13 protein-coding genes are annotated in these 20,605 nt (G+C 64.7%); 5 read left to right on the top strand and 8 right to left on the bottom strand.

From position 1 onward, the window contains the following. Window positions 1–39 precede the first annotated feature (39 nt). A complete protein-coding gene (locus tag KL788_RS12740; RefSeq protein WP_293172361.1) occupies window positions 40–1,551 on the top strand; it encodes a DHA2 family efflux MFS transporter permease subunit in 1,512 nt (503 codons plus the stop codon). Further along, the gene (locus KL788_RS12735; RefSeq protein ID WP_293172358.1) at window positions 1,548–2,678 is read left to right on the top strand and encodes a serine hydrolase domain-containing protein; all 1,131 of its coding nucleotides are present in this window, start codon (window positions 1,548–1,550) and stop codon (window positions 2,676–2,678) included. The genes KL788_RS12740 and KL788_RS12735 overlap by 4 nt, the downstream gene beginning before the upstream one ends. Window positions 2,679–2,702: 24 nt before the next feature. On the opposite strand, the gene KL788_RS12730 is transcribed toward KL788_RS12735, so the two are convergent. From KL788_RS12730 to KL788_RS12705, 6 genes are all read right to left on the bottom strand, one after another. Next, the gene (locus KL788_RS12730) at window positions 2,703–3,020 is read right to left on the bottom strand and encodes a hypothetical protein (protein ID WP_293172355.1); all 318 of its coding nucleotides are present in this window, start codon (window positions 3,018–3,020) and stop codon (window positions 2,703–2,705) included. Between the two features lie 138 nt (window positions 3,021–3,158). Beyond that, window positions 3,159–3,575 (bottom strand): hypothetical protein, encoded by a 417-nt coding sequence (locus KL788_RS12725; protein WP_293172352.1) that lies wholly within the window; start codon window positions 3,573–3,575, stop codon window positions 3,159–3,161. A 304-nt stretch (window positions 3,576–3,879) separates the two neighbouring features. Further along, window positions 3,880–4,113, bottom strand: a complete 234-nt coding sequence (locus KL788_RS12720) for a DUF2283 domain-containing protein (RefSeq protein ID WP_293172349.1) — start codon at window positions 4,111–4,113, stop codon at window positions 3,880–3,882. Then, a complete protein-coding gene (locus KL788_RS12715; protein ID WP_293172346.1) occupies window positions 4,110–10,661 on the bottom strand; it encodes an RHS repeat-associated core domain-containing protein in 6,552 nt (2,183 codons plus the stop codon). Before KL788_RS12715 ends, KL788_RS12720 begins: the two co-directional genes overlap by 4 nt. Before the next feature lie 88 nt (window positions 10,662–10,749). Beyond that, complete coding sequence (locus tag KL788_RS12710) at window positions 10,750–13,752, bottom strand: hypothetical protein (RefSeq protein WP_293172343.1); 3,003 nt, start codon at window positions 13,750–13,752, stop codon at window positions 10,750–10,752. 293 nt (window positions 13,753–14,045) lie between these two features. Continuing rightward, complete coding sequence (locus KL788_RS12705) at window positions 14,046–14,897, bottom strand: PHP domain-containing protein (RefSeq protein ID WP_293172340.1); 852 nt, start codon at window positions 14,895–14,897, stop codon at window positions 14,046–14,048. A 57-nt stretch (window positions 14,898–14,954) separates the two neighbouring features. Here KL788_RS12705 and KL788_RS12700 point away from each other — a divergent pair, with 57 nt between their 5' ends. The 3 genes from KL788_RS12700 (at window position 14,955) to KL788_RS12690 (ending at window position 19,245) form a co-directional block, all read left to right on the top strand. After that, window positions 14,955–15,974: an endonuclease/exonuclease/phosphatase family protein gene (locus KL788_RS12700; RefSeq protein ID WP_293172337.1), complete on the top strand. Its 1,020-nt coding sequence runs from the start codon at window positions 14,955–14,957 to the stop codon at window positions 15,972–15,974. Window positions 15,975–16,029: 55 nt separating this feature from the next. Further along, window positions 16,030–17,592, top strand: a complete 1,563-nt coding sequence (locus tag KL788_RS12695; RefSeq protein ID WP_293172334.1) for an aminopeptidase P family protein — start codon at window positions 16,030–16,032, stop codon at window positions 17,590–17,592. 291 nt (window positions 17,593–17,883) lie between these two features. Further along, on the top strand, window positions 17,884–19,245 hold the full coding sequence (locus tag KL788_RS12690) for a DUF222 domain-containing protein (RefSeq protein WP_293172331.1): 1,362 nt from the start codon (window positions 17,884–17,886) through the stop codon (window positions 19,243–19,245). Here KL788_RS12690 and KL788_RS12685 read toward each other — a convergent pair. Together KL788_RS12685 and KL788_RS12680 are read right to left on the bottom strand one after the other, a co-directional pair. Further along, window positions 19,165–19,962, bottom strand: coding sequence for an IS3 family transposase (locus KL788_RS12685; RefSeq protein ID WP_293172328.1), 798 nt, complete (start codon window positions 19,960–19,962; stop codon window positions 19,165–19,167). The two genes, KL788_RS12690 and KL788_RS12685, sit on opposite strands and share 81 nt — an antisense overlap. A gap of 56 nt (window positions 19,963–20,018) precedes the next feature. Further along, the gene (locus KL788_RS12680) at window positions 20,019–20,300 is read right to left on the bottom strand and encodes a transposase (protein ID WP_293171584.1); all 282 of its coding nucleotides are present in this window, start codon (window positions 20,298–20,300) and stop codon (window positions 20,019–20,021) included. Between the last annotated feature and the right edge of the window lie 305 nt (window positions 20,301–20,605).

The raw sequence follows: 20,605 nt of genomic DNA, 5'->3' as shown, positions 1-20,605 counted from the left end.
ACCGGGAATGTCGGCATCGAGCGGTAGGTTCGTATTCCTATGCCTGCATCCACCACCGTTCCTGATGCGGCGGCGCCCTCCACGGGCCTGCCTGCCGCGACCAAGCTCATCATCGGCCTGCTGCTCGGGTCGACCTTCGTCGTGATCCTCAACGAGACGCTCATGGGCGTCGCGATTCCGACCCTCATCGAGTCGCTCGGCATCACCGCCTCGCTCGCGCAGTGGTTGACCACAGCCTTCATGCTGACGCTCGCCGTCGTCATTCCGATCACGGGCTACCTGCTGCAGCGCTTCCAGACGCGCCCGATGTTCCTGCTCGCGATGAGCCTGTTCACGATCGGTACCGTCATCGGCGCCATCGCCCCGGGCTTTGAGGTGCTGCTGCTCGCGCGCGTCGTGCAGGCCGCCGGCACGGGCATCATCTTCCCGTTGCTGTTCACGACCGTCTTCGGCCTCGTGCCGCCCGACCGCCGTGGTCGCGTCGTGGGTCTCATCTCGACGGTCATCGCCGTCGCGCCCGCGTTCGGGCCGAGCGTCTCGGGCCTCATTCTGAGCTTCGCCGACTGGCGATGGCTGTTCATCACGATGATTCCCTTCGCGGTGGCCGCGCTCGTCATCGGCGCTGCGAAAGTCGTCAACATCGGCGAACCGCGCCCGGGGCGACTGGATGTTCTCTCCGTGCTCCTCTCCATCCCCGGTTTCGGCGGCCTCGTGTACGGCCTCGCGCAGCTCGGCGACGTCGGTCGCGCGCCGGTCAGTGAACGAGCGGAGGCGACCACGGCCGCCATCACCGCCCTCGTCATCGGGCTCGTCGCGCTCGCGCTCTTCGTGTGGCGCCAGCTGCGCCTGCAGCGTCGGGATGCCGCGCTGCTCGACCTGCGCACCTTCCAGCAGCGTCAGTTCGCCGTCTCGATCGCGATCGTCATGGTCGCAGCGATGGCACTCTTCGGCGCGATCATCCTGATTCCGCTCTTCGTACAAGACGTGATCGGCGCGACGGCGCTCATCTCGGGGCTCATCATTCTGCCCGGTGCGCTGCTGCAGGGTCTCGCCGCCCCGTGGATCGGCCGCCGCTACGACGCCGTCGGCCCGACGAGTCTGGTGATTCCGGGCGCTGTGCTGCTGTCGGTCTCGATGTGGGGCATGGCCATGCTCACGGCCGCGACACCGCTCTGGCTCATCGCTTTCGCGAACATCGGGCTGAGCATGGGCCTCGCCCTGCTCTTCACCCCCCTGCTCACCAACGGGCTCTCGGCCTTGCCTCCGAAGCTCAACTCGCACGGCAGCGCGATCGTCGGCACCATGCAACAGGTCTCCGGTGCCGCGGGAATCGCCCTCTTCATCTCGATCGCCGCAGCCTTCGGTGGCGGCGGCCCTGACGAGGCCTCGGTCACGGCTGAGGGAGTTCGTGCGGCGTTCACGGTCGGCGCGATCATCGCGACTCTCGTGATCCCCGCCGTATTCTTCGTGCGGCGCACGCCGAACGGAGCGCCGACCGCCGCAGCAGAAGCCGCACCAGAAACCGCGCCGGAAGCCTCGCCGGTGGCATGACGGCTCCGCGGCCTCTGGTGCTGACGGTCACGGCTCTCGCCGCGATCGTCGCGCTGGCGGGCTGCGCTGTCGAACGCGAGCCCGTGCCCCAGCTGGCGAAGGTGCCGCTCTCGACCGACACCGGCGTGCAGCGCACGGCCAAGCTCGTGACGCTGAGCGACGAGCTGATGGCTACCTTTCTCGAGCCCGATCGACCCGGATGCTCCGCCGCGGTCGGCGTCACGGGCGAGGTCGTCTGGGCTGCGGCCGGCGGGCTCGCCGACCTCACGACGGGCGACCCGCTCACCACCGAGACGCGCTTCGATATGGCGTCGATCTCGAAGCAGTTCACCGCGACGTCGGTACTCGTTCTCGAGCGCGAAGGATCACTCTCACTCGACGACCCCCTGTCGGCGCACGTCGATGGCCTGCCGCAGTGGGCCGACGAGGTCACGCTCGAGCAACTCATGCACCACACGGCGCGCGTGCCCGACTTCTGGATCGAACTCGAGGCTGAGGGTGTCGGCTTCACCGATGCCGCCGAGCACGCGACCGTGCTCGCGGCGATCGCGCGAACAGACGAGCTCCTCCCCGGCGAGGGCTACGCCTACGCGAACAGCCACTACGTGCTGCTTGCCGAGGTCGTCGAGGCGGTGAGCGGTCAGTCGTTCCCGCAGTTCCTGGCCGAGCGCCTGACGAGCCCGCTCGCCCTCGACCTGAGCGTCGACCCCGGCCTCACGGCGCCCGACGTCGCGACGCCCTACGACACCGACGACACCCTGCTGCGCGGAGGCTGGGCCGCCTACGGGCACTCCGGCATCGTCACCACCCCGACCGAGCTCGTGCGCTGGGGTGACCAGTACCGACTCGGCGAGCTCGTGCAGGCAGACGTCGTGGCGGGCGCCGCCATCGTGCTCGACGACGAGCAGCCGAACGGCGAGCTGTACGCCGCAGGCATCCGCATCGAGCCCGACGGCAGCCTCTACCACTCGGGCCGCTGGGGCGGCTACATCTCAGACCTCACCATCACCCCCGACCGCGAGACGGTCATCGCCGTGGCGTGCAACGGACGAGGCGCCCCGCGCTTCGAGATTGCGGACGCATTACGCGAGCTGTGGGCGCCGGCTAGGCCGAGCGAAGACGACTAGGTCATCGCGCGCGACGCTGATCCGCTATGCCCGCACCGGCTCGAGCCTGCTGGTCGCGGCGATGATGCGCTCGAGCGCCTCGGGAGTCGTCGTGTTCTCGGCGAGGCGGTTGGGCTTGCCCTCGCCGTGGTAGTCGCTCGAGCCGGTCGTCACGAGGTCGAACCGCTCGGCGAGCTCGAGCAACCGCTCGCGCCCCTCGGGCGTGTTCTCGCGGTGGCCGACCTCGAGACCGACGAGTCCGGCCTCGACCAAGCGGGCGAGCGACCTCTCGTCGACGACGGCCTCGCGGCCGCGGGTGGCGGGATGAGCAAGCACGGGGGCTCCGCCGGCTGCGGCGATCATCGGTCAACCAAGTTCCACAATCGATTGCAAGACTCTCAATATGTGGGGCAACTGCGGCGGCTTCGCAGTGCCAGGGATCGTGGCTCGCAAGCGCCGCACTTAGTACCGGTTGCAAGCAGGAAGTCGCCGCGACGAGACCTATCGGAATCTCACGACAAGGCCAAGCATCTGCGCGAATGGTTCGCGATCAAACGCGATTCCTCTTCGCTTAGACCAGGCTTCCGCTTCCTCGACTGCACTGTCAAGTAGTGAGATGAGCTCTGCTCTGGGATCCGCCGGCGCTGACTCGACAAGTGCGACCTGAACCATGAGCGCCGCATCGGCCTTGTTGAAGGTGGCGGTTCTCACTCCCTCGAACTCTGGTTGGAGCAAGTTCCCGGCCACATGGAACACGACATTGAGATGCAGAGGCGATTCCACGCCAGCGCGAACTGCGATGACATCTTTGGTGAGCATGGCAATCTCGTGGGTCCACGCCAGGTTGCTCGGCGTGCGGCCGCCGACGACCAATCCGATTGAGAAGACCGGGGCTCGCTCACCCGTTTGCGGCGTCACGGTACGTCCTGAGCGAGCTGCCCAGCCCAACGCTCATAGCTCAACGGGCCAGGGTCACTCTCCACTAGGAACCGTTCAAAATTGAGCATCTCGCGGCGAGTGCCGGATTGGAGTACATCCATAGTCTTGTCATCCATGAAGGTTCGGCTATCTCGACTGAACGGGTTCTTGGAGATTCCGGTCTTCAAGTATGACCCGTCCGCGCTTTAGAGCCGGTAGAGGAAAGCCGTAAAGCCACATGGTGGCGTCGTCGAAGCAGTAGCGGACGCGGGCAGCAGAGGTATCGCTCAAGCCCATCGCTTTGCTACTCCACCACCGCCGCGCCTGATTCGAGGCCCTCGCTAAGCAGATCGGGATGCAGCAATCGCTTTGCACCGAGAACTTCAATCCCGAGCAACAGTCCCTCAGTGTCGTAGTCGAAGTTGATCATTCCGCCCGCTGCTTGAGGGTCTAAAGCGACCATGTGTGAATACTGATTGGGATCACTCTGCAAATAGATGTACGCCGCGTCCGCTACAGGATCGTAAATAATCTTCATGGTTGCACCGCCCTCAAATTGTCAATGTAGCCCTGACTCACACGGTCAATAACTGTCGTAACCCTCCCATCTACCGAGCCTAGGAATATCCCTGAAGCAGGGTTGTAGAACCCCAACTTCCATTCGTCAGCATGGAAGTAAGGGAAAGGCTGTCTGGAAAGCACCGACTCCGCGGTTTCTATGGATATGGAGCGAGATGTCAACCGTCTCGCAGCGTGTTCGGTCACTTCAAGGGAGGTTGACCCAGCAGAGAGCCTCAGAGTGGTAGATCCTGCTGCGTCCACGGCAAACCGTGCCCCGCCTCCGGTCGCGCTCTCAACCTTATTTGCGGCTCTGGCCGCGCTGCCCACCTTGATCAGCGCGCCGCCAGGCACCGCCACAGTACCGACAGTGAACACCGTCCCGCCGAGCGCGTGACCTGGATTGTTGGTCCAGTCCTCCACGAACGGACGCCAGAAGTTCCCCCACGGATCGGACCAGAACTGGTCAAGCGATTCAGCGGTTCGGGCCATGTGTCCAGCAGGATCTTTCAAGACCTCGATCCCCTGGCTTGCACCCTGATAGGCATTGCAAAGGGAGCAGGTGAGGAGCAGCAGCCCACCGAGCCCTTCCAGGATGCCTCCGTAGAAGTGACCCGTGAACTGAATATTCCACCCGGCCGTGCACCACACGTCCTTGCAAGCGTTCAACGCCTCCCACGACGTCGACGGAGTGGCCGGTTTGCTGAGATACGGGTTGCCGTCGAAGTTGCCGTTCTTGTCCCGAGGCTCCAAACCCGACGGATCCGACTGCGACACCGGATTGTTGAACGCATACGCGTAGGCGTGGAAATGCGCGGGAACCCCCGGCCTCAACAACGGATCCACGCTGATGAACGAACCCACATCAGAGTCGTAGTAGCGCGCCGACAGCAAGGTCAGCCCAGTGCTGTCTTCCACCGCGCCCAGGAAGCCACGATCGCCCGGCAAATCCTCGGAGGCGCCGCGGGTGCCACCGTACGGGTCGGTATAGACGCGCTGGACCGCGTTCGCCGCCCAGTTCGTGTTCGGCACCGCCGCCACCAAGGTGCCCTGATGATCCGCCACGAAGGAGGTCACCGCACCCAACCCACCCGCGGTGCGCATAGCGACCATTGCCCCAGCGAAGGAGTAGTAGCGAGTGGCGGAGAGCTCCGGCTCTTCCCCGGTGCCGGCGATGAGCAACTCTTGACCGCCCGGCAGATACACCGTCACACCAGCAGCACTCGAGCGCAGCATCCGCGTGCCGGACGCGTCGTAGGCGTACTCCTCGCCGCCTGTCGCGATCAGCTCACCCTCAACATCCCAGACATAGTCCTGGGTCACACCGCCCGAGACCTCCGCGACCCGGTTACCAGCATCGTCGTACGAAAAGTCGGTCGTCGTCGACGTGCCCGCGATCGTTTCGACCACGCTCGTCAGCTGATGCGGGCCCGCCGCCCCAACACCGTGCGAGTAGGACGTGCTGACAGTGACGTCAGCGCCCACACCGTGCTGCACCATACTCGTACGGTTGCCCAGCGGGTCGTAGGAGTACTCCGTCCAATACGGCGAGACCCCCCCAACATCCCCGACCGTGATCGCATCTTGCTCTACCGAGCAGTCACCATCACCTGCGGTCCACGCGACCGCGAGTCTTTCCAAGCCGTCGTAGCCGAAGCACTGGTTGTCATGCACGGTATTGCTTGACCCTGCCTGGTCCTTGATGCTGATGACGTTTCCCACATCGTCGTAGGCATATTGCAGGTCGAAGTCGACATCATGCTGTTGCCTGTTCAGGGAGATTCCGGACAGTCGCTTCGTTTCTGCATCGTAGTTGTAACCGATGCGGGCCGCGTACGTGTTGCCCAGATCCAACGCCTGCAGGCGTCCCTCGGCGTCGAAACCGCTGTCGGCCACATACACGCCCCACCCGAAACCGCCGCCCATCCAGGACGGGATGGACGCGGTGTCGAACTCGGTCGTGACTATCTCAGCGCCCAGAGCCGTCACACCCGTGCTGTCGACGATGCCGGGGTGTTTGACCGTCTCCACCTGACCATCGGCAGTGTAGGTGTAGCCGGTCGTGAAACTCAGCGACTCCAGCGCGTCAGCGTACGGTGCGATGTCAGGCAGCGTCATCGTGGCCGAAAGAGGACGATACGCGTCGTCGTAGAGGTCGACCGAGCTTGTGTAGGCGTTGCCGTCGATGAACCGGGTGGAGGACGCTTGAGCTCCGCGCACAGGGTTGCCTGTTTCATCGAGTGCGGTGTCGTACTGCCATTGAGAACGAACTGGCCCGGTCTGCGATCCATCTCGCAATGTCAAAGTGCGTCCGAGCGCGTCGTACGTGTACGCAACGGTCTGGCCGTTGCCGTTGGTGCGAGTTGCGGTCCGGTTCAGCGAATCGTACGTCGTGGTGGTGGTGCCGCCGTCGGGGTCGGTGGCGCTGGTCTGGCGACCGGCGAAGTCAAACTCGTAACTCCACAGGTTGTTCTCCGCGTCACGCATCTCGACCAACTGCCCGGCGCTGTCGAACTCGTACGTCGTGCTCTGGAAGGGCAGGGCAAGCACTTCAGTTGCCGAAGTCGCTGCGGCGTTGTCGTCTGGGTCGCGCAGGAACTGACGCAGCTCGACTGTGCGGCCGCGAGCATCCATGATTGCCATCTGCGGGGTTCCCCCCATCGGCGGAATCTGTAGGGTTTGCGCGCCGTCGTAGTGCGTCACCGAACGCCACTGTTCGTTTTCCGGAACGGACGAGTTGCCCACCCAGAACACTTGAGCGATTTGACGGCCGGCCGCGTCGTAATCGTAGGTGGTTTGCGAACGCGGGGCAGCGACTGGGGTGATCGGAGTGATCGACGGCGCGCCGACCGCGAGCCAAGGGCTGGTTTGACGCAGGATGCGCCCGGCAGAGTCGTAGAAGACGTGCGCGACGAGCATGCCCCGTTCGGACGCGTCATCGTTCCGATTCGGGCCAGCATTGACCGACTCGGACTGGTATTGGAACGGTCGCAGTAGTCCGTCATAGTGCGTGACGCTGGTGTGCTGAGTCTGACCGTCGGCACCGAGTTTGCGCGTGAGAACAGAGTTCAGACCGGTCTTGTGCACGGCATACTCGTACTCCAGCGAAGGCACCTGGAGCCCAACGTGCTGCGGGAGAACCACCGCCACCATTCTCCCCAAAGCGTCGTATGTGCCGGAGGTGGTGCGCCCGTTCGCATCGGTCGTGGAGGTTACAGTGCCGGTCAACGGGTTGAACGTCGTGATGGAGGTCATCGGTACGCCTGGGCCCGCGCCGTCTGGATCCGGCGTGGTCGAGGCGATCGACTGCACTAGCCCGCCAGCGGAGTAGGTGTAAGCCTTTGTGGAGACGTTGCCCTCTGCATCCGCGACCTCTAGGGGGCGGCCGAGAAGGTCGTAGGCGAGAACCTCGTTCACGAGCACGTGACCCTCACCGTCTAGGGGGTCGAGCTTGAACGATTGAAGCATCTGGCCTTGCGCGTTGTAGTCGGCGGTGTCCCACGAGATCACCTCCGCTGAGGATGCTCCTGCGGCGTCGCAGTCGGTCGCGGTGACCTTTGTGGACTCCGCAAGCGACATCTGGAAAGCGGAGGCGAGTTGTGCAGCCACACCTGATGTGCCGTTGTGTGCGTAGCTGATCGCCTGGCACATATCGTCATCTGTGGTCAAGACATCGCCCAGGTCATTGACTGCCACCACCTGGCTGTATTGATTCGTCGTCGACACGGACTTCGTTCGGAAGTCCACTGCGCCCGCAGCATCAAAGGTGAACCCATGTGTGGTCGTCGAAGGAATCCGGGTGGAGTCGACGTCGTCACTGTTCGTCGCCATCACGATCGGATCCCCGGGCACGGTGATGACCTGGGTGACCGGGGTCGTGCCGTTGTATCCCGTTGTGGAGAACACTTGACCCCGGAACCGCAGCAGGTCATCGGCTGTCACTTCATGCCCGGCCGGCCCGGCCGTCAGAGTGACGTCCTCTCCCATGCCTCGGAAATAGTGGGTTCGACTTGAATGGCTCTCCCCTTCGACACCCACTGTCGTGACGACATGAGAGAACCCTCGGAAGTCTGAGTAGGTCATCTCTTTGGGCTTTACCAGCGCGCCGGTGGGTTTGGCCCATGCAGCACCTCCTTCGTAGTCGAAGCTGGTGACAACGTTTAGCGAGCCGGTGACAAGTTGCACGTCTGACCCATCGATGCGGGACGCACCTGTTTCGGCGATCGTGTCAACGACGTACTTGTGGAAATAGTCAACTAGCTCGACGCCGTCGCTGTTTGGGAACCACTTCACCGGGTAGCACAGGCGGGTGTTGTCGCGCTGCGCAGCGTCGCTTGTGCCGGGCACGCCGCCATCGTTCACGCCGCACTCGGTGCGGTAGGCGACAGAAACCGTTGCGCCCGACTCGGTGTTGATGCTTGAGATGCGCGGCCGGACCAAGGGCAGATGGTTGTCCTCTACCGCTTCTACCCGGTTGCGCAAAAACGCATAGTTGAAATCGATGCTCGGCCGGGTGATGTCGTCGGTCTCAGCTTCGGTACCGCCGTGGCCGGTCTCGGTGATGCTGTCGAGAACCAGCATTGGGTCGACAAAGTCCTCGATGCTGGAGCCATCGCCCTGCGGTCGAAAGGTTTGCCCAAGCGTCCACGAGGTGATCGGCTGATAGTCAGTGCCATCGAAGGCGCCGGTGGTGATCTTCGCGAGCCGGTAGCGGCTGAAGAACACAGGCACGTAGTTGCAGTCTTCCGGAGTGGAAGCCGTGCACACCATGTCGACGGGTGTGTCGGGCCAGCTGTTGCTTGTCACCGCGCTTTGGCCGGAGTTGCAAAACGAGGTCAGAACGTTCTCGTCGGTGATGCACCGTGGCCCGTAGCTGAAGGTCACTTCTGCTGGCGCAGATGCGGTTGAGTTTGCGGGCACTCCATACGCGATGCGCACGAGACGTCCGCCAGCGGTGTAGGCAACGGTCCGAGCGCTCTCGGCCCGCTCCAAACTGCCGACGGCGTCGTACATGTAGCGGTTCGGCTCTTCTTCGTAGTAGTAAGTCATCGTGTTGCCCAGCGGGTCGACGACTTGCTCAAGATTCCAGCGATACACCTGCGTGCACATCGACTCAGCGAAGCCGCCGTTGGCCGTGGATTCAAAGCAGGGCTCACCCGCGTGGTTGCCAAAAACCGGCACCGTCCAGGCAGAGTTCGTGCCGTCCGCGTCGCGGCCAAAAAAATACTGGGTGCCGTCAGTGGTGGTCACTTTCCAGTACTCGTCCTGCTCGCCGCCGTTGTCGACACCCGTGAGGTGTTCAACCTTCGTGCCATCCGCAGTCTTCGAATGCCAAATGTTGGTCGACCCGTCGCGGATCAGTTCTGATGCACCCCCATTGAGGGACATGGTCGCGTTCTCCACACCCCAACACAGATCCAAACTCTCGCGATCGGCATTGTTGGCGGACCCGCTGTCGTCGTCCGAACACGGCGTATACGTGCGCTCGATGAAGCCGGATGTGAGGTCAAAGCCCTCCCCGATCAATCCCGATTGATTGTTCGTGGTCGGCAGACGCCCGTCAGATGCAGCTGACGAGTAGGACAAAGCCAGCTGTGGTGACGGCCCGGCCGCGGGGGATGGCACGCCGAGCCCCATCGACCATGTGAAAGAGCCGGTGTTGCCGGAATTGCCCCAGGTCGACGCCGGTGACAAACTCGTTGCCCCCCAGTTGCCCTGCGATCCCGAAGCACCCGCGGTTACGGCAAGCGAGCCGCCGCCGGTACCTGATGCCATGGTCATCGTTGAGGAGGAGGAGGATGTTGACGCCAAACTCGCGCCGACAGCACTGTCACCCTCGTTCACCGGCACCGTCGCCGTAACGGTCTGCGACACGGTGTCATTGACCGTCGGCAGCACCTGGGGAACACAGTTGGTGCTCCCCGAGTCGCATTCCGGCATCCACACGAACCGAAGTCGAGACGCCCAGTCCGCGCCACCGATACCGGCGAAGGTCTCATACGAGACTGACAGCTGGATCTCCGCATTGGCCGGCGCGGTCGCCGTCGCGTCAGAAACCTCCAGCAGGATGCCGTGGACACCGGCGGCGGCCGTCTCTGTTTCGCCGGCGACCGACAACAGCACCGCATCCGGAGCCGTGAGGTCGTCGACGGCCTCCACGATCACGGCCAGTCCGCCCACCTCAGCCTCCACCGGTCCGCCCGAAGCCGGTGTTGTTGTTTGTCCGTATGTTGCCGGAGTGAGCGAGGCGAGAGCTTGAGGCTCTTCCGGCTCGGTCAAGACGATCACTTCTTCGTCTTCGGTCGGCAGGTCGGCGGGCAACGACTCGAGCGGAGGTGTCGAGCCTGCAGCCGGCTCTGAGCCGACGAGGGGCTCGCCCGGTAGGGGTTCGTCTTGCCCCAATTGCGCGAGGAAGTCGTCGAACTCATCTTCTCGAGCTTGCAAGGTGAACGGCGAAGGCTCACTCGCCAGCGACGGTGCGATCGCCCCCAGCGCGAATGGATCTACCGTCAGGGTGATTGTCAGCACTCCGGCGATGGCGGCGCCTACCGTGCGGCGCCGCGTACGTGAAGCCCTGCGGGAGCGGCTTAACTTATTGAGTCGGACCATGATCAGCTCACTCCCCCTCGATCGTCGGATCAAGGGCTATTTCGCCCACTGTGAAGTCGGTCGCCTCAGCGCCCTGACACAAACGTCGAATTTTGGCCTCGTCGACCACTTCGCCGGTGAAGACCCGGATATTGTCGATCTGGCCGTGCCACCAATTCGTGGGCGCGCCGCTGGCGAGCCCACGACCTACCGCTAGCGCGCCACCGGCGTTCCACGGCGTCGCGGTTCGGAGCACGCTCGACTTGTCAGGTGTAGCAGGGAGCGGCTGTTCGGGCGTGCCGATATCGCACGTCCACAGCGACATTGCCGCCGGACTTTCCGCGTTGCCTTCGAAGTACTCGGCGACCAGGTGGGTCCACTCTCCGGCTCGGATGGGCTTGTTTGACGTCACCATCGTTTGCGGAGCGCCAGTGGGGGCGTCTGCCATGACAAATGCCCAGCATCCGTCAGGCATGCCCGCACAAGTCTCCAGGTACTCCAGCTCGAAACCGGATCTGTTGACGCCGTCTTGACTCAGAATCGTCGCCGGGCCTTCGCCGACTTGTGCCGAATCGAGCAACACGTGAGCGGACACCACGAACGATTCAGTCGTGTCTACGACCGGAGATTCTGAGGTGGCGGAGTCGTTGACTCCGTCGAACACGAGCGAGAAGTCACCGTCGCGGGATTGGAACAGGCTGTGCGGGCCTTCACCCCAGGTCGCACCATCAATCGTGAGCGGATGACCTGGGTCGCCAAAGCTGTCTGCCGCAGTGACACCGTCGCCCTCATCAAGAGTCCAGACGACGTCTTCAAGTGGTGTGGCAACTCGAATCAAGTAGTCAGTCGGCAGCGAGTCGTTGCCCGCAGCATCTCTAGATCGAACGGTGAGCGTTACGTCTCCGGATTCGGTGGGAGTGAAGGCAATCGCGGTTGTTCCGCCCTGCCCCACGGGCACCGGTGGTATGGACACGCCCGCGATGCTGTAGATGAACTCGACCGCGTCAGAATTGGCGCCCCGGTCGAGCAGGAAGGCTCCTGCCAAGCCGATGCCTCCCCGCTCCAATCCTTCTTCATAGATCGCATCAACGCCCTCGGTAACCGGTGTGACCAACGGCGGCGGCGGCGCCTCGGTGTCAACTCGAAACAGACACCAGCTAGACCACGAGCTATAACGTTTTCCATCAAAAGCTTGAACAGTCCAGGCGTAGAGTTCGTCTTCGTTAAGTGCAACCGGCACTTGCGCTTGAACACGCTGCCCTGAGGCAACGGCAGCGAGTTGCCCACTCGACCAAACGTCTACCTGAGAGTCGATGGAACGGACTACGACATGTGAATGCACGTTCCCACCATCAGGGTCAAGCAGAGCCGCTGAAACAGTAGGAGTCGCAGACGCAATCGTGAGCGCCGGTTCCGTAGTGGCACAGCCAGCAATTGCCGGAGAGTCGAAAGCATGGTCAAAAGGCGTCAACGGAGCTCGGTTGTACTCGATCGTGAGGGTGGCGTCGTGGCGGAAACGCTTCCAATAAGTGACCGAAGCCTCGTTGACCCGCAAACCCATACGCAAGGCAGTTTGATCGTTCGTGACACCCCATTGCACCAAGGCCTTCGCGTCGAAGTTGCGCCAGCCCATGTTGGTCGGCGAACAGGTCGAACGGTGATACTCCGTTCGGGACCCGGCTGACTCGTGCCATGTCAGGCCGCTGAAGGTGTTTCCCGATGAAACATCCGAGGATCGTCGCAGTGTGGTCGTTTGCGCGGTGCAGTACGCCGAGTGCACTCCATTGACCCGCATGTAAGCACTGACGATGTCTGATGTCGCCAGGCTCGGCAGAATTGAAAGACCCGTGAACTCCCACGACAGGCGCTGATAGAACTGCACATTGCACGAGCCCACCGTGGAGCAGTACCCGGTTCCCTGCCCTGGCCCAGACGTCATGTCGCCCCACTTGTACAGCGTGTTGTTGTATCCGCCGCTCCGCACGGCAACCCATTCGGCTGCGCTCTTGCCTGAAATCCACGGGTCGACGTAGACAGGCCACACCGTCTCGACGCTCGACATCATCGCGGCGTCCGGAGTGAGCACAAACGAGGTGCCCGACAAGTTCAGATCAATCGGGGCAACTTTGTCGCCGTCAGCTGCCGAGCTCGAGCGATCGATTGCGACGATATCGCCGTTCTCTCCCTCAACAGTGGAGCCGGCCGAGGAGTCCCACATCGATGGTGCCGAAGCGACGAATTGCACTTCTTCGCTGTCATCAAGGAGCTCGATCGAGTTCGCTTCTTCTCGATAGGTCAACCCTTCTGATGCCTCTGTCGGAAACTCGAGCAGCAAACCTTCCGCCGCAGGTGAGTCGCCCGGCGCGTTTGCCACTAGGTCAGCAAGGTGCTCCGCCGATTCAGGGCTGGCAAGTTCGATCACGGGGATAAATCCCGTCGCATCAATGTTGATGGTCACGAACAGACGAACACCTTCGCCCAGGTCATAAACGACCTGCGAACCGTCGATCGTGGGCTCTGGAAGCGCGACGGGGAACCAGAGCGAGAACTCGTGCCCGCCCTTAAAGATGGTACCCAGCGGCTCGCCGCGTCCCATCAGTCCGCCAGGGTTCAACTCGATCGGAAACACCGGTGCCGCGACTTCCAGCATCGTGTCTGGCTCAGGCAATGACGATGTCGACATCGAAGCTAGAGACATCAAGGATCCCGCACCTGAAGCACTCGGCTGGGACGCAGCGCTAGAGGGAGGCAGGATTGTGGGGTCAAGATCGACCCAGTCGCCGTCGACCTGCACTTGGCTCGGCATTGCCGACATGTCCAGCCGCGAAAGTCCCTCGCTCGTGGCCCACGACGAATGCCACGGGGTGCGCTCGCTGACGACTTCGACATCGACATCGCAGTGCGAAGCGATCGGCGACGCCTCTTCGAACGTTGCCACTTCGCGGACACTGCAGTCGATCGCGGCCTCAATGGACGGGAGCATCCAACCGACGACGGCCCACACGCCGATGCCGACCACCAGTGCGATCACCAGTACCGACGCCACCACCGCACGCCACCGAGTAGCCAGCCACGACCTCATCGCGGTCTCCCGTCTCACGCAATCCGCCATTACGCGACTCGACGTCAGGCATCCCACGCATGACCCGAGATGCCCGAGGGAGCCCGTACCGGCTGGCGCTGAGTTACGACCGCAGCGTCAGCATAGGGTTCTCCCAGGTTGAGCGGAAGACAACTTTGGGCAAACTGTCTACCCCCTTTCGGGGGGTAACATAAACCATCGGCTTCTCGTCGCGGTTTCTGACCACCCTGGCGACCCGGCGGCTACGCCCGCGCAGCCGGCACCCCGCTCGTCGCCGCGATGATGCGCTCGAGCGCCTCCGGTGTCGTCGTGTTCTCGGCCAGGCGGTTGGGCTTGCCCTCGCCGTGGTAGTCGCTCGAGCCGGTGGTCACGAGGTCGAACTGCTCGGCGAGCTCGAGCAACCGCTCACGCCCCTCAGGTGTGTTCTCGCGGTGGCCGACCTCGAGGCCGACGAGTCCGGCCTCGACCAAGCGGGCGAGCGACCTCTCGTCGACGACGGCCTCGCGGCCGCGGGTGGCGGGATGAGCAAGCACGGGCGCTCCGCCGGCTGCTGCGATCATCCGCACGCCATCAAGAACGGTCGGTGCCTCATGAGGCAGGTAGTAGCCGCCCGTGAAGTGAAGGATCGACTCGAACGCGGCGCTGCGGTTCGGCACGATGCCGCGCGCGACGAGGGCGTCGGCGATGTGGGGGCGGCCGATCGTGACTCCTCCGCTCTGGGCGAGCACGTCGGCCCACGTGATGTCGAAGTCTTCAGAGAGGCGCGTGACCATGCGCTCGGCCCGACCGAGCCGGTCATCGCGAGTGCGACCGGTCTCGGCGACGAGCTCGGCGTCGTTCGGGTCGAAGAGATAGCCCAGCAGGTGCACGCTGCGCCACTCGTGGCGGGTGCTCAGCTCGATGCCGCGGATCACCTGCAGGCCCGTTCCCTCGGCAGCGGTCAGCGCTTCATCCCACCCCGCGGTCGAGTCGTGGTCGGTGATCGCGATCGTGTCGAGGCCGGCGGCGAGCGCCGCCCTGATGAGCTGCGTCGGGGTCTCGGTGCCGTCACTGACACTGCTGTGGGTGTGCAGGTCGATGGGGCCGCGGGGCATGACCCCATGCTAAGCGGGGCAGGCTGACACAGCCGCGCCCGGTAGGCTCGCGGCACCATGATCCGCCGCTTCCTCGCCGCCGTGCTCATCGTCGGCATCGCTGCGGCGCTGCTCGTGATCGCGTGGCCCAACCTGTTCGGCCTCGCCGGAGCGCCCGTCGTCGCGCAGCTCGTCTCGGTGCGTGCGCTCAGCGCGGCGCTCGCCCTCATCGGCGCCTTCACGCTCGCCCTCATCGCCATGCTGTGGCCGGCGGCGCGCCGTTTTCTCGCCGCGCTCGCGCTCATCGCCGTGGTCTTCGCGGGCATCAACGTCGCCGTGCTGTCGACGCGCGGGTTCGGCAACGAGGCGTTTCCGACGCGCGCGCCCGCCGAGATCGCGGTGCTCTCGTGGAACACCCTCGGCGACGCGCCCGGTGTCGAACGCATCGCCGAGCTCGTCGTCGCCGAAGAGGCCGACGTCGTCGTGCTGCCCGAGACGAGTCAAGACACCGCTGTCGCGGTCGCCGAACTCACGCGCGCGCAGGGTCGGCCGATGTGGGTCTACTCGATTGCATTCGACTACGTTTCGAAGGCGAGGTCGACAAGCGTTCTCATCTCGGTCGAGCTCGGCGAGCATGAGGTCGACGACTCAGTCGGCAACACGCAAGTGCTGCCGAGCATCGTGCTGCGGCCGATCGACGGAACCGGCCCGACAATCATCGGCGTGCATCCGGTCGCTCCGCTGCCCAACCAGCTCGAGAACTGGCGCGCCGATCTCGCCTGGGCCGACGAGGTGTGCCGAGGCTCGAACATCATCATGGCGGGCGACTTCAACGCGACCCCCGACCACTTCCGCGTCGTCGACGCCTCAGCCGGGGTCGCCGGACTCGGTCTCGGCGACTGCCTCACCGCGGGCCTCGTGACGGGCAACGGCGCCGTGGGCACCTGGCCGACGCGCCTGCCGCCCCTGCTCGGCGCTCCCATCGACCACGTCATGACGACGCCCGACATCACAGTCACGGGCTACCGCGTCATCACGACGCACGACGGTGACGGCAGCGACCACCGGCCCGTCGTGGCGCGGCTGATCCTGCCGTAGGAGCCCGGCATCGGCATCCGGTGCCCTCATCGGCGGTCGGTGCGAGAATAGGGGCATGGCTGATCAGACAGCGTCTCCTGCAACCGAAGCGACGGATGCTCCGCGCGCGACCGAGAACCGCTCGACCACCCCGGCCAGCGAGACGTTCCGCACGTACATCTCGAGCGGGTGGGCCGACCGCCCCGCGTCGGGCACCTCAGAGCGACCTCAGGCCCGCCGCGCCGCCGCCCGCCGAGCCGCCATCTCGCGGCTGTACCCGGGGGTGCGCCTGGTGATTCCGGCCGGGCCGGCGAAGCAGCGCTCGAACGACACCGACTACCCCTACCGCGCACACTCGGCGTTCGCGCACCTCACCGGCTGGGGTAGCGACACGGTCGCCGGCAGCGTGCTCGTGCTCGAGCCCTCGGGTTCGGGCCACGAGGCGACTCTGTACTTTCGCGAGGCCGCCGGCCGCGACTCAGACGAGTTCTACGCCAACCCCGAGATCGGCGAGTTCTGGACCGGGCGCCGGCCGTCGCTCGACGAGGTTGCCGTCGATCTCGCGCTACCGACTGCCGGGCTCGACGCGCTCGAGGCTGTGCTGGCCGGGCTCGATGCCGGCTCGCCGGTCGAGACGCCCGTCGAGACGCTCGTCGAGACGCTCGTCGAGACGCTCGTCGTGCGCGAGGCCGATCGAGCTCTGACCGACCGGCTCGACGGGGTTCGGCTGCTCGCGAGCTCGCTCGATGACGCGACTGCGCCCGACGTCGACACCACTCGCGACGCCGAGCTCGCCCGCGACCTGAGCGAGCTGCGGCTCGTGAAAGACGACTTCGAGATCGCCGAGCTGCGCCGCGCCGTCGAGGCCACCCACCGCGGGTTCGACGACATCATCGCCGACCTGCCCGCCATCACGGCGCACCCTCGCGGCGAGCGCCTCGTCGAGGGCACGTTCAACCGGCGAGCGCGGGCCGAGGGCAACACAGTCGGCTACGACACGATCGCGGCGAGCGGCCCGCACGCGTGCATCCTGCACTGGACCCGCAACGACGGCCCCGTCGTGCCCGGCGACCTCGTGCTCATCGACGCCGGAGTCGAGCTCGACAGTTACTACACCGCCGACATCACGCGCACGCTGCCCGTGTCCGGGGTCTTCACCGACGTGCAGCGTCGGGTGTACGAAGCCGTTCGCGAGGCGGCTGACGCGGCGTTCGCGGTGGTTCGGCCGGGCATCCGTTTCAAGGAGGTTCACGCGGCCGCGATGCAGGTGATCGCGACGAAGACGGCCGAATGGGGCTTGCTGCCGGTCAGCGCTGACGAGAGTCTCGCGCCCGACGCCGGATACCACCGCCGCTACATGGTGCACGGAACCTCGCACCACCTCGGACTCGACGTGCACGACTGCGGGCAGGCGCGGCGCGAGTTCTACGCCGACGGACTCGTCGAAGCCGGCATGGTCTTCACGATCGAGCCGGGGCTGTATTTTCAGCCGGACGACCTGACCGTTCCGGCGGAGTACCGCGGCATCGGCGTGCGCATCGAAGACAACATTCTCGTGACCGCTGAGGGTGCGGAGAACCTGTCGGCGGGCATTCCGCGCACGGCTGATGAGGTCGAAGGGTGGATGCGGTCGAGCTAGCGCCCGCCCGAGGGCGCCCGGGGTTGCCGGGGTTGCCGCGGGCCTGATTCACCCGACGTGGGCCGTTTCGCCGCCTCCACGCTGCCCATCCTGCTCCACCCCGTCACCCGCCCACCTCCGCAGCGTGACCCGTCACCTGGCCACCCCGCAGCGCCGCCCGTCACCCGGCCAGGCCCTCAGCGCCGCCCCACCACCTCCCCGCCCCTCCTCCACAACCTCGGCTTCTCAGCACTTATCCCAAGATTTCCTCAGCCTCTTGATCGAACATACGTTCGATGGAATCATCGAGGTATGTCATCATCCAGCCCGCTTGAGCACCTCGCCAGTGTCGTGGCCGAGCTCGAGCGCGCGCCGATCGTCGCGAGCGATCTTCGAGTGCTCGATGACGACGACCTGCTGTCGTTGACCGACCTGGGGGCGCTCGCGCGCCGCCTTGTCGATGCCCGCACGGCCCTCATCGCCGGCGAGCTCGCCCGCCGCTCGCACCCCGAGCTCGCCCACGACGGACTCGCGCAGCGCCTCGGGCACCGCACGGTCGAAGAGCTCGTGCGCGTGACGACCGGTGAATCCCGTCGCGACGCTGTGACCGCGGTGAACGCCGGCCGACTGCTCGTCGCCTTCGAGAACGCGACCGATTCCTCTGACGAGTCGGGCGAAGCCTCGGCCGACGGCGTGGGCGTGGGCGTGGGCGTGGGCGGCACGGTGCCGCCAGCGCCCACCTACCTCGAGCCGGCGATCACGGCGGTGCGCGCGGGGGCCATGAGTGCGGCCGCTCTCGACGCCGTTCGCTCGGCGCTCGGCGAGCCGACCGATCGCATCTCGGCCGACGACCTGCTCGTCGTGTGCACGCAGCTCGTCGAGTCGTCAGCGCTGCTCGATGTCGACCGCCTGCACCGACTCGCGCGCTCCCTGCGCGAGAACCTCGACGTCGAGGTCATCGCCGACCGCGAGCGCGAGCAGCGCGAGGCGCGCTCGTTCCGCCTGTTCATGCAGCCCGACGGCATGACCCGGGCAACCTGGGTGCTCGACCCCGAGTCAGCCGCCCAGGTGCGCGAACTCGTCGACCGGGCGATCTCGCCGAATCGTCGCACCGTGCAGTTCACCGACCCCGCAGAGATCGAGAAGGCTGCACGCATCGCCAACGATGACCGCACCCCTGAGCAATACGCCTCAGATGCGCTCCTGCACCTCCTCATCGCAGGGGCCGATATCGACTCGAGCATGATGATCGGCACCGGTGGCCCGAGCGTGCGGGTGCTCGTCACCGCTCGCGACCTGACCCAAGGCCACGGTTCGGGGTCTCTCGAGCCCGCAGTCGGGCAGCCCCACGGCACAGTAGTTGCGCTTCCGACCGTGCAGCGCCTGCTTTGCGGCGGCACCCAGACGCCGATTCTCATCAGCTCGACCGGGCAGCCGCTCGATGTGGGCAGATCGCAGAGGCTCTTCACCACCCGACAGCGCATGGCACTCGCAGCGCGCGACGGCGGGTGCCGCTGGCCCGGTTGCGAGCGCCCGCCGAGCTGGTGCGAAGTGGGCTTGCCCGGGTTTGACGGACGGTTGCCGTTTGCAGCTTCAGTTGTAGTGGATCGGCGACTTGTAACCAAGGCTGGAATGCAACCTGTGGTTGTTGTAGGACCAGATATAGCCGAATAGCCTCGCCCTCGCATTGGCCCGCGTAGCGGGCTGCCCGACGGGATAGAGCTCTTCGTTCTTCATTGAAGCGAACCAGGATTCCATCACGGCGTTGTCGCGTGGATCCTTTCGCTCCCCGATCGAGACTGTCATCGAGTGTTCAGCAGCGAGGTTGATCCAGTCGTGGGATGTGAACTGGTATCCGCGGTCCGAGTGGATGACGCATCCCGGCGATGGTTGGCGGATCTTGATTGCCTCTCGCAAGGCGGTCATGACCGTCCCGGGAGCCTCCTTCGAATCCGTGGCCCAAGAGATCACTTCCCGATTGAACGCATCGAGCACGACGGCGGCGTGCAGCCACCCTTCCCCGGTGCGAATCATCGTGAGGTCGGTGAACCACAACCGGTTCGCTGCTGCGGCAACGAAGTGGCGTTGCACGACGTCGATGATCTCGACCCGTCTCACCGTTGGAACAGAGCGTTTGCGGGTTCCGATGCGCCCGCGACGCGCGTGCAGGCCGTTCTCACGGAGCAATCTCGCCACCCGATGCCGGCCGATCCGCATCCCCTGCAACAGCAAAGCTTGATGCATGCGCGGAGCTCCGTAATAGGGAAAGTCGGCGTGAATCGCCTCGATCTTCTCCAGCGCGGCGGCATCCTCGAGATCATGCCGACTCGGGCCGCGAGAGATCCAGTCGTAGTAGCCCGAACGGGAGACCCCGAGCACGCGACACAGCATCGTGACGCGTCGAGAAGGAGCTCTTGCCTTCTCCGCCGCGATCCACCGATAGATCTCTATCGGTGTCGCCTGGCGAAGAAGGCCAATGCTTTTCCCAGAACCTCTAACTCCTCATTGCGTTCTGCGAGCTCCCGCTCGAGCCGGGCAACTTTGGCCTTATCCGATTCCGGCGGCTCCCCGGGTGGCGGCTGCGCAGATTTCTTGTCGGCCACTCTCACCCAGTTCGAGATGGTCGTGGCCGACAGGTCGAACTCCCTCGCGAGGTCCTTGAACGTTCGACCGCGCCGATAGAGCTCGACGACTTGATCCTTGAACTCCTGCGAAAACTCCCGAGCCATGAGAACACCTTCCCGCGACCAATAGGTCGCTGTCACGATGTCCGTCAAACCCGGGCAAGCCCAAAGCGCACCACATCGACGAATGGCAGCGAGATCGCGGCCGAACTGATGTCGACGCCGGAATCCTGCTCTGCCGCCATCACCACATGCTGCTGCACGAACAAGACTGGCGCATCGTCCGCACGGGCGAACCGCCGGGGTTCGAGCTCGTGCCACCCGAGTCGATCGATGCCGCGCGGCGACCCCAATCCATGCCCAGTCGCAGTCGCGAGTGGCAACGCGCCCTCGCGAGTTGACAGAGTTGC

The organism is Microcella sp. (assembly GCF_019739195.1).
Lineage (GTDB): Bacteria > Actinomycetota > Actinomycetes > Actinomycetales > Microbacteriaceae > Microcella.
This window is presented reverse-complemented; position numbering and strand designations above follow the sequence as displayed.